This window comes from Pseudomonas sp. FSL R10-0399, from assembly GCF_009600165.1.
Lineage (GTDB): Bacteria > Pseudomonadota > Gammaproteobacteria > Pseudomonadales > Pseudomonadaceae > Aquipseudomonas > Aquipseudomonas helleri.
Genome location: NZ_WIWK01000166.1, coordinates 1 through 9,543, shown reverse-complemented (window position 1 = coordinate 9,543; position 9,543 = coordinate 1). Strand labels below are relative to the sequence as shown.

General features: G+C 59.6%; 11 protein-coding genes and 1 pseudogene. 7 read left to right on the top strand and 5 right to left on the bottom strand.

All coding sequences use genetic code 11. The annotated features are described in order from the left end of the window. Window positions 1-90: 90 nt before the first annotated feature. Window positions 91-1,014, bottom strand: a complete 924-nt coding sequence (locus tag GHO41_RS27405) for a LysR family transcriptional regulator (protein ID WP_153435170.1) — start codon at window positions 1,012-1,014, stop codon at window positions 91-93. 75 nt (window positions 1,015-1,089) lie between these two features. On the opposite strand from GHO41_RS27405, the gene GHO41_RS27400 reads away from it, so the two are divergent. From GHO41_RS27400 to GHO41_RS27390, 3 genes are read left to right on the top strand one after another with little or no spacing between them, the layout of a single operon-like run. Beyond that, window positions 1,090-2,364: a D-amino acid dehydrogenase gene (locus GHO41_RS27400; protein WP_371929054.1), complete on the top strand. Its 1,275-nt coding sequence runs from the start codon at window positions 1,090-1,092 to the stop codon at window positions 2,362-2,364. Window positions 2,365-2,394: 30 nt separating this feature from the next. Next, window positions 2,395-2,745 carry a RidA family protein gene (locus GHO41_RS27395; protein ID WP_153435168.1) on the top strand — a complete coding sequence of 117 codons (351 nt, stop codon included), beginning with the start codon at window positions 2,395-2,397 and terminating at the stop codon, window positions 2,743-2,745. 26 nt (window positions 2,746-2,771) lie between these two features. Beyond that, window positions 2,772-3,674 (top strand): transporter substrate-binding domain-containing protein, encoded by a 903-nt coding sequence (locus GHO41_RS27390; protein WP_048385050.1) that lies wholly within the window; start codon window positions 2,772-2,774, stop codon window positions 3,672-3,674. 9 nt (window positions 3,675-3,683) lie between these two features. On the opposite strand, the gene GHO41_RS27385 is transcribed toward GHO41_RS27390, so the two are convergent. Continuing rightward, a complete protein-coding gene (locus GHO41_RS27385) occupies window positions 3,684-4,325 on the bottom strand; it encodes an HD domain-containing protein (RefSeq protein ID WP_153435167.1) in 642 nt (213 codons plus the stop codon). Here GHO41_RS27385 and GHO41_RS29915 point away from each other — a divergent pair. Beyond that, window positions 4,324-4,488 carry a hypothetical protein gene (locus GHO41_RS29915; RefSeq protein WP_178126597.1) on the top strand — a complete coding sequence of 55 codons (165 nt, stop codon included), beginning with the start codon at window positions 4,324-4,326 and terminating at the stop codon, window positions 4,486-4,488. The genes GHO41_RS27385 and GHO41_RS29915 overlap by 2 nt on opposite strands. 28 nt (window positions 4,489-4,516) lie before the next feature. After that, the gene (locus tag GHO41_RS27380) at window positions 4,517-5,482 is read left to right on the top strand and encodes a GlxA family transcriptional regulator (RefSeq protein ID WP_153435166.1); all 966 of its coding nucleotides are present in this window, start codon (window positions 4,517-4,519) and stop codon (window positions 5,480-5,482) included. A gap of 87 nt (window positions 5,483-5,569) precedes the next feature. On the opposite strand, the gene GHO41_RS27375 is transcribed toward GHO41_RS27380, so the two are convergent. Next, window positions 5,570-6,289 (bottom strand): 16S rRNA (uracil(1498)-N(3))-methyltransferase, encoded by a 720-nt coding sequence (locus tag GHO41_RS27375; protein ID WP_153435165.1) that lies wholly within the window; start codon window positions 6,287-6,289, stop codon window positions 5,570-5,572. 105 nt (window positions 6,290-6,394) lie between these two features. Beyond that, entirely contained in the window at window positions 6,395-7,801 is a 1,407-nt protein-coding gene (locus GHO41_RS27370) for an adenosylmethionine--8-amino-7-oxononanoate transaminase (protein ID WP_153435164.1), read from the bottom strand. Window positions 7,802-8,087: 286 nt separating this feature from the next. On the opposite strand from GHO41_RS27370, the gene GHO41_RS27365 reads away from it, so the two are divergent. Beyond that, entirely contained in the window at window positions 8,088-8,639 is a 552-nt protein-coding gene (locus GHO41_RS27365; protein ID WP_048370907.1) for a cytochrome b, read from the top strand. Between the two features lie 32 nt (window positions 8,640-8,671). Next, window positions 8,672-9,250, top strand: a complete 579-nt coding sequence (locus GHO41_RS27360) for a YceI family protein (RefSeq protein ID WP_048370909.1) — start codon at window positions 8,672-8,674, stop codon at window positions 9,248-9,250. Between the two features lie 71 nt (window positions 9,251-9,321). On the opposite strand, the pseudogene GHO41_RS27355 reads toward GHO41_RS27360, so the two are convergent. After that, a pseudogene (locus tag GHO41_RS27355) lies at window positions 9,322-9,543 on the bottom strand (DEAD/DEAH box helicase); the annotation flags it as partial.

The window sequence follows — 9,543 nt, the reverse complement described above, 5'->3', positions numbered from 1 at the left end:
ACCCACAAAACCCGATCTAACTGAAGAACCTCGATAACCCGTTTACGACGGCTGCGCCGCCGGACGTAGCCTCGCAAGGCTCGTCAACTGCTACGGGATTTGTACCCCTCTCTCTATCCGCCGCAGCTGTTCATTGGCTCGCTCGGCGAACAATTCCAGTAACCCTTCCAGCAGATGCACCGGCGCTTCGTCGGCGCGGGTCAGGGCGTACAGGGTGATCGGTAATGCCGGGCTCAACGGGCGGATGACGGTGCTCGCCGGTGAGGCGCCCAGGGCGGTGAACGGGTCTATCACGGCCAGCCCCGCTCCCGATTCCACCATCGCTCGCGCCAGCGAGTAGGTCTGCACCGCAATGTTGATGCGCGGGGGCGGCTCGATAGTTTTCAGGTAGCTGTCCAAACGCGCAAACAACGGGTCGGCGCTGCTCAGGCCAATCAACGGTGCGTCCGCCAGTTCATGCAGCGCCAGCGGCTCGCCTTCACGGTCCTCGCTCCAATAACCCCGTGGCGCCAACGCGACCAGCACGCTGTGGGCCAACGCCTGGGCCTTGAGCCCCGGGTGGTCGGGCAGTTTCAAGGTCAGCGCTACGTCCAGTTCACGCATCAGCAAGCTTTGCACCAGTTCACGACTGTGTGCGCTCGCCAGTTCGCAGCGGCTGTCGGGGTAGCGGCGCGTCCACTCGCCAATCACTGGCGGCAACAAGGACAACGCCAACGCAGGCGTGCTGCCGATGCGCAAGCGATGCCCCGGTGTGCGCCGCAAGCTTTCGGCCAGACGCTGCACGCCTTGCACGCTCTCGCTGACTTTTTCGACCTCACGCTCCAGCAGCAAGGCCTCGGGGGTGGGCTGCAGTTTGCCGCGCACGCGCAAGAACAACGGAAACCCCAGTTGCATCTCGGCATGCTGCAGGACTTTGCTCACCGCAGGTTGCGAGACATGCAGCAACTGGGCGGCGGCGCTGATGGAGCCGGTCTGGCGAATAGCCTGGAATATTTCGATGTGGCGCAAGCGCATGGCGGCAGTCCATAACCTTTGTTTATGGGTTAAGCATCTTTAATCATTGTTCAGCGCCTGTCACCTGCCCCTAATCTGAAACCCGCACAACAGTGGGTAAGGACTGACATGGCACAGCGTGTTTGCATCATCGGCGGTGGGGTTATCGGGCTGGCAACGGCGTATGCGCTGGTGCGCGAAGGCTTTGACGTGAGTGTGATCGAAGCCCGCCCAACGCTCGGCAGCCAGACCAGCTTTGCCAATGGCGGCCAATTGTCGTACCGCTATGTCGCCCCGCTGGCCGATGCTGGCGTGCCGTTGCAGGCGCTGGGCTGGATGTTGCGCGGCGACTCACCGCTCAAATTGCGCCCGCGCATGGACCCGGCGCAATGGCGCTGGCTGGCCTCGTTTGTGGCCGCGTGCCGGGGGTCGGTCAATCAGCGCAATGGCGCACATTTGCTGCGTTTGGCATTGCTGAGCCAGGCCACGTTGCAGCAATGGCGCGAGGAAGATCATCTGGACGGGTTCCAATGGCGGCGTAACGGCAAGCTGGTGGCTTTTCGCGAATCGTCGCACTTCGCCAAGGCCCGGCAAAACGTTATCCACAGCTCGTTTCAGCAAGCGCTCTCTGCCAGCGAATGCTCGGCCCTGGAGCCGGGTTTGCAAGGCTGCGCATTTGTCGGCGGCATTTACACCCCCGATGAAGAAGTCGGCGATTGTCACGCCTTCTGCCAACAGCTGTTCGCCCGTTTGCAGGCCTCGGGGCGCTGCACATTTTTGCTGGGCAAAACCGTCACCCGTTTGCATCACGAACACGGTGAGGTCAAGGCCGTGCACATGGGCGACGAGGTGCTGCCGGTCGATCAACTGGTGCTCGCAGCGGGGCATAACAGCCCGGCCTTGAGCCTGCCAGGACTGAATCTGCCGTTGTACCCGCTCAAGGGGTACAGCCTCACATTGGCGTTGAGCGACCCCGGCAAAGCCCCCGACGTGAGCATCACCGATTACGACCGCAAGATCGTGTACGCGCGCATTGGCGAACAATTGCGCATTGCCGCGATGGTCGACATCGTCGGTTTTGATGCCTCACTCGACCCCAAGCGCCTCGCGCAAATGCGCCAGCTGGCCCAAAGCACTTTCCCCGAAGCGGGCGATTACCAACACGCCATTGAATGGGCAGGCATGCGTCCGGCCACCCCCAGCGGCGTACCGATTCTGGGCGCCAGCGGCTATCGCAACTTGTGGCTCAACCTGGGCCACGGCGCGCTGGGCTTTACCCTGGCTTGCGGCAGCGGGCGCTTGCTGAGCGAGCTGATTGCACATCGCAAAACCTCCATTGACCTGCAAGGTCTGGCCTTGCACGCCGCCTGACCATTGACCCACACCTTAAGGAAATGCCCGATGACGATTCACCGCATTCACAGCAATGACCGTTTAAGCGCCGCTGCGACCTATGAGGCGCTGGTGTTTCTGTCCGGGCAAGTGCCGACCGGTAGCGAGGACATTACCGCGCAGACCGAAGAGGTCCTGAGCAAGATCGACGCCTTGTTGGCCGAAACCGGCAGCAACAAGGACCACATCCTCAACACCACGATTTACCTGCAAAACATTGAGCGCGACTTCGCGCCCATGAACGCGGTGTGGTCTGCCTGGCTGTCTGCGGGCAAGGCGCCGACGCGCACCACGCTGCAAGCGCAACTGGCCCGACCGCAAGTGCTGGTGGAAATCAGCGTGATTGCTGCCCGTCGCTAATCAGCTTGAAACCGGAGAATAAGAAGATGAAAAAGCTCACCTTGATCAGTTGCACGCTGGGCCTTTTGCTCAGCCACTCACTGCACGCCAGCGAAGCGCCGTTGCAGGGCACGCTCAAAAAAGTCGCTGACTCCGGGAGCATAACCCTCGGTTATCGCGATGCTTCGGTGCCTTTTTCTTACGTAGGCGACAACACAGGCAAGCCGATGGGCTATTCGGTGGAGCTCGCGAACAAAATCGTCGAGCGCATCCAGCAGCAAGTCGGCGGCGCGCCACTGAAGGTCAAATACAACCTGGTGACCTCGCAAACCCGGATCCCGCTGGTGCAAAACGGCACGGTTGATCTGGAGTGCGGCTCAACCGGCGTGACGGCCGAGCGGCAAAAACAGGTGGCGTTCTCGTATGGCTTTATCTACGTCAAAGGCCAGTTGCTGACCGCCAAAAACAGCGGCATCCAGGGCTTTGACGACCTGCGCGACAAGAACGTCGTGACCACGGCGGGCACCACCAATGAGCGCTTTCTCAAGAGCTACAACGCTGACCACAAGATGAACATGAACGTGATCAGTGCCAAAGACCACGGCGAGGCGTTCAAGATGCTCGAAACCGGCCGTGCCGTGGCCTTTTACATGGATGACGCGCTGCTTTACGGCGAACGCGCCAAAGCCCGCGACCCGCACAACTGGGTGGTGGTGGGTCACGAGCAGTCGCGTGAAATCTACAGCTGCATGGTGCGCAAGGACGACCCGCAGTTGCTGGCGGTGGTGAACCAGGCGCTGGCGGATCTGTACCAGTCGGGCGAGATCAACGGCATCTATCAGCGCTGGTTTGAGCAGCCGATTCCACCGAATGGCCTGAACCTGGAATTCCCGATGACCGCGGAACTTAAGCAGATCATCGCCAAGCCAGTGAGCGATCCGGTGGAGTAAACCCCAGGCTTACGACACCCACGGCGACGTGCGGATGATCTCGACGAAGTTCAGTGGCTTGAAGCTTGGGTCGATGTCCACCAGCACGTCGGCGTTAACCGTGCCGAAGGTGGTGTCGGGGCGGTGTTTGAAGCCGTTGGCGAAGGCACAGAGGATGCATTCCTTGAAGCCTTCGCCACGCGGGTGCGCATGCACCACGGCTTCGCGTTGCTCAGTGGGGAACGCCGCATAATCAATGCCCAGCACGTCCATTTCTACGCCCGCCGTCACCAGCGCCACGTTCGGCCGCAGGTGTTGCGGCACGCCCGGCGTGGTGTGCAGGGCAATGGACAACCAGACTTGCTCGACATCATCGTCGCTCAGGCCAAAGGGTTTCATGAAAGCTTTGGCGTTGTTGGCGCTGTCCACTTCAAACCGTTCGTTGTCGCTGCGATGGCCTTCAACCAGGCCCAGATCGTGGAACATCGCCCCCACGTACAAAAGCTCCGGGTCATAGGCCAATTGCTTGCGTTGGCCGCTCAGCGCGCCAAACAAAAACACCCGCCGCGAGTGGTTATAGAGCAGATCGGACTCCACATGACGGATGTATTCGGTCGTTGCTTTTGCCAAGGCGCTGTCCGGAATGACGATGCCTGCGATGGTCTGACTCATGGCGAACTCCTCGATCAAGCGCCGGGGTGGCGCTGTTGAGTTCAGTGTGGACCGCGCCCTCCATGGCAACAATCGTCACGCAGGTGCGATTCGTGCCAATCAGATGGCAATGCCGGCCACGCCTTTTAACAGGCTTGCCACACCGGGCGGCGGCGGTATTTGATGTAACACCCCTCAGACGGCGAACCCAGATGACCTTGAAGATCGCATTGATCGTTTTCCCCGGCGTGCAGGCCCTGGATGTGACCGGGCCCATGGATGTGTTCACCGAGGCCAATGTGTTTCTGCCGCCCGCTCAGCGCTATCAACTGGAGGTGCTGGGCCTTGAGGCAGGCTTGCTGGCCTGCTCCAACGGCTTGTCGATCCAGGCCCATCGGCATTTCACCGAGGCCAGCACCGCCTACGACCTGGTCTTGTGCGCGGGCGGCCCGGCCCTGCCCGATCAGGATTTTGGCCCGGCGTTTTATAGCTGGTTACGCACACTGTGCCGCCGCTCGCGACGCTTTGGTTCGATCTGTAACGGGGCGTTGATGCTCGCTCGCGCAGGCTTGCTGGACGGCCGACACGTGACCACGCACTGGGGCGATGTCGCAGCCCTGGCGCGCGTGTGTCCGAGCGCAAAACTGGAAGCCGATCGCTTGTATGTGCAGGACGACAACTTGTTTACGTCGGCCGGGGTGACGGCCGGGATTGATCTGTCGCTGTATGTGTTGTGCCAGGATCATGGCCCCGAGATCGCACTCAGCGTGGCCAAACGGCTGGTGGTGTTTACCCAGCGTTCGGGCGGACAGTCGCAGTTCAGCCCGTTTCTGACAGCGACCACCCCGGACGATTCGCCGGTGGCGGCGGTGCAACGGTTTGTGCAGGCCAATCTGCGTGCGGATCTGACCATCGGTGAACTGGCGCAAGCGGCCAACATGAGCCCGCGCAACTTCTCTCGGGTATTTGCCCGTGACACCGGTATTACCCCGGCACAATTTGTTGAAGGTGCGCGGGTGGATGCGGCCCGCGCATTACTGGAAAACCCGGCGCTGGCCCTCAAGACCGTAGCCTACGAATGCGGTTTTCGCGATGCGCACCACCTGCGCAGTGTGTTCATGCGCAGGCTGGGCGTCTCGCCGCAGCAGTTTCGGGCGAACTTCGCGGTGATGGCGTAACGAGTATTCCTGTAGGAGCGAGCTTGCCTCGCGATCTTTTGATCTTTAAAAGATCGCGAGGCAAGCTCGCTCCTACAGGTCAATCGTTTAGAAATCACCCCACAGTTGCTGGGCCACGGCCAGCGCGACTACGGGCGCCGTTTCGGTGCGCAGCACACGCGGACCGAGGCGGGCCGGCTGGAAGCCTGCCGTTTGAGCGTGCTCCACTTCGTTATCGGTCAACCCGCCTTCCGGGCCGATCAAAAACGCCAGGCGCTCAGGCTTGGCGTGGCTGGTCAGCGGCGCTGACACCGGGTGCAGCACCAGCTTGAGGTCGGCCTCGGTGGTTTTGATCCAGTCACTGAGCAATACCGGCGGGTGAATCACCGGCACCCGCGAACGGCCACACTGCTCACACGCACTGATCGCCACTTGCCGCCAATGCATAAGGCGTTTGTCAGCACGTTCGTCCTTGAGCCGCACTTCGCAGCGCTCACTCATGATCGGAGTAATTTGCGTCACGCCCAATTCAGTGGCCTTTTGAATCGCCCAGTCCATGCGCTCGCCACGGGACAACCCTTGGCCCAGGTGAATGGCCAACGGCGACTCAACTTGCCCGGCAAAGGTTTCGTCGAGCACCACGCGCACACGTTTTTTGCCGACTTCCAGCAAGCGCCCCAGAAACTCCTGACCCGAGCCGTCGAACACTTGCAGGGCATCGCCCTCGGCCATGCGCAGCACGCGGCCAATGTAATGCGCCTGGGCTTCAGGCAGTTCATGCTCACCGAGGCTCAACGGGGCGTCGATAAAGAAGCGGGACAATCTCATTTAATTTCTCTGAAAAAAAGCCCTCTGTAGGAGCGAGCTTGCCTCGCGATCTTTTGGCTTTAAAAAAAGATCGCGAGACAAGCTCGCTCCTACAGGGGATTAAAATTAACCCGGGTCGCGGAAGTCTGGATGGAAGTTCGCCGGCACGGCCACGCTGATGTCCGTACGCGTCGCGATGTCGATGCCTTCGCTGGCCACTTCAGCCAGAAAATCGATCTGCTCGGGGGTAATCACGTAAGGCGGCAAGAAATACACCACACTGCCTAACGGGCGCAACAACGCACCCCGCTCCAGCGCGTGCTGGAAGACTTTCAGGCCGCGTCGTTCCTGCCACGGGTAAGCCGTTTTGGTGGCTTTGTCCTGGACCATTTCTATCGCCAGCACCATACCTGTCTGACGCACTTCCGAGACATGTTCATGGTCGGCCAGGTGGGCCGTTGCGCTGGCCATGCGCTGGACGAGTGCCTTGTTGTTTTCGATGACGTTGTCGTCTTCAAAAATATCCAGCGTGGCCAACGCCGCCGCACACGCCAGCGGGTTGCCGGTGTAGCTGTGGGAATGGAGGAAGGCGCGCAGGGTCGGGTAGTCGTCGTAGAACGCGCTGTACACCTCATCGGTGGTCAGGCATGCCGCCAGCGGCAAGTAGCCACCGGTCAAGGCTTTGGACAGGCACAGGAAGTCTGGCGTGATGCCGGCCTGTTCACAGGCAAACATTGTCCCGGTACGGCCAAAACCCACGGCGATTTCGTCGAGGATCAGGTGCACGCCATATCGGTCGCAGGCCTCACGCAACAACGTGAGGTACACCGGGTGGTACATGCGCATACCGCCCGCGCCCTGAATCAGCGGCTCGACAATCACCGCCGCAATCGTGGCATGGTGCTCGGCCAGGGTCTGTTCCATGGCCTGAAACATCGTGCGCGAGTGGGCTTCCCAGCTCACGCCTTCAGGGCGCAAGTAGCAATCGGGGCTCGGCACTTTGATCGTGTCGAGCAGCAAAGCCTTGTAGGTTTCGGTGAACAGCGGCACGTCACCCACCGACATCGCGGCCATGGTTTCGCCGTGGTAGCTATTGGTCAGCGTTACGAACCGTTTTTTGTCAGGCTGGCCGCGGTTGAGCCAGTAGTGAAAGCTCATCTTCAGCGAGACTTCGATACACGACGAACCATTGTCAGCATAGAAGCAGCGGGTCAGGCCTTGAGGGGTCATCTTGACCAGGCGCTCGGACAACTCGATCACCGGCTGATGGCTGAACCCCGCGAGAATCACGTGCTCCAGCTGGTCGACCTGGTCCTTGATGCGCTGATTGATACGCGGATTGGCGTGGCCAAACACGTTGACCCACCAGGAACTCACGGCATCCAGATAGCGCTTGCCTTCGAAGTCTTCGAGCCACACGCCTTCACCGCGCTTGATGGGGATCAGCGGCAACTGTTCGTGATCTTTCATTTGGGTGCAGGGGTGCCACAACACGGCAAGATCGCGCTGCATCCATTGATTATTCAGGCCCATTTCCACTCTCCTGGCGCTGGTTCCCGGCGTCTGCGGGCAAACAAGCCTGCAAGCCTATGCAATGCGCAAGCTCGTCACAAGTCATTACGTTTATCCATAGACACGCATATTTACATTCAAGGCACGGCTCGGCATAAAACACCGCACGCGGCTATTGTTAACGTTTGCTTAATGCATGATCCCCAGGCTACAGATCGTATTTATCGATGTTTTGCAGCAAAAAAATGCGCTTTCATTCGATAGGTAAACCATTAGTCTTAACGTCAATTCCCACAGGATGTTGGCAATGCAGCTACGTAACTCGTCTTCTCGCTATGGTGCCGTGAGTATCTTCCTGCACTGGTCAGTCGCGCTGGCCGTGTTTGGGTTGTTCGCATTGGGCTTGTGGATGGTCGGTCTCGACTACTATGACCCTTGGCGTAAAGAAGCGCCGGACCTGCATAAAAGCATCGGTCTGACGCTGTTGGCGGTCATGTTGATCCGTGTTGTCTGGCGGTTCATCAGCCCGCCGCCCCCTGCTTTAGAAACGTATAGCCCTGCAACCCGTATCGGCGCCAAGTTCGGTCACGCTTTTCTGTACCTGAGCTTGTTTGCCCTCATGATTGCGGGATATTTGATCTCGACGGCCGAAGGCGTGGGTATCCCTGTCTTCGGTCTGTTTGAAGTACCGGCACTGATCTCCAGCCTGCCCAATCAGGCTGATGTTGCTGGCGTTGTGCACCTGTGGCTGGCCTGGACCGTGGTGATCTTTGCTGTTCTGCATGGTCTGGCTGCCTTTAAACACCACTTCATTGACCGTGATGCGACCCTAAAACGTATGCTGGGCCGCAAAGCCTGATGCTCAACCTCAATTCAAAAGGAATAGAACGCATGTTGAAAAAGACGCTCGCTGCTCTGGCACTTGGGACTGCTCTGCTGACCGCCGGTCAAGCCATGGCTGCCGACTACACCATCGATAAAGAAGGCCAGCACGCTTTCATCGACTGGAAAATCAGCCACTTGGGCTACAGCTTCGTGCACGGCACGTTCAAGGACTGGAAAGGCACCTTCTCGTGGGATGCGGCCAAGCCTGCCGACAGCAAAATTGACATCACTCTGCAAACCGCCAGCCTGTTCTCCAACCACGCAGAACGTGACAAGCACATCGCCAGCAAAGACTTCCTGGACGTCGCCAAATACCCTGAGGCGACCTTCAAGTCGACCAAAGTGGTACCAACCGGCGACAAGACAGCTGACGTGACCGGCGACCTGACGCTGCATGGCGTGACCAAGCCTGTGACCTTCAAAGCCACATTCAACGGCGAAGGCAAGGATCCATGGGGCGGCGAACGTGCTGGCTTCAACGCTACCACCACGCTGAACCTGAACGACTTCGGCATCAAAGGCCCAGGCCCAACTGCTCAAACGCTGGACCTGGACATCTCGCTGGAAGGCGTGAAGGCCAAGTAATAGCGCTTTTAGATGGCTAAAAAAAACGCCCCGGCTTGCGAGAGCCGGGGCGTTTTTTATGCAGCGTTAACTCAGCGGTTGCGAGTCAACAGTGCAGGCTTCTCGCCGCGAGGGCGGTTCGGCAGTTGATCCAGCTGCTCAGGGGTCAAAAAGCGATCGCTTTTGGACTCTTTGTGCATGATCTTCGGCTGGTTCTCACGTGGGCCTTTAACCGCTGGCTCTTGACGCGCAGTATCACGCGCCGGGCGGTTGTCGCGACGGGCCTGGCCATCACGTGGCGCGCCGTTGCGTGG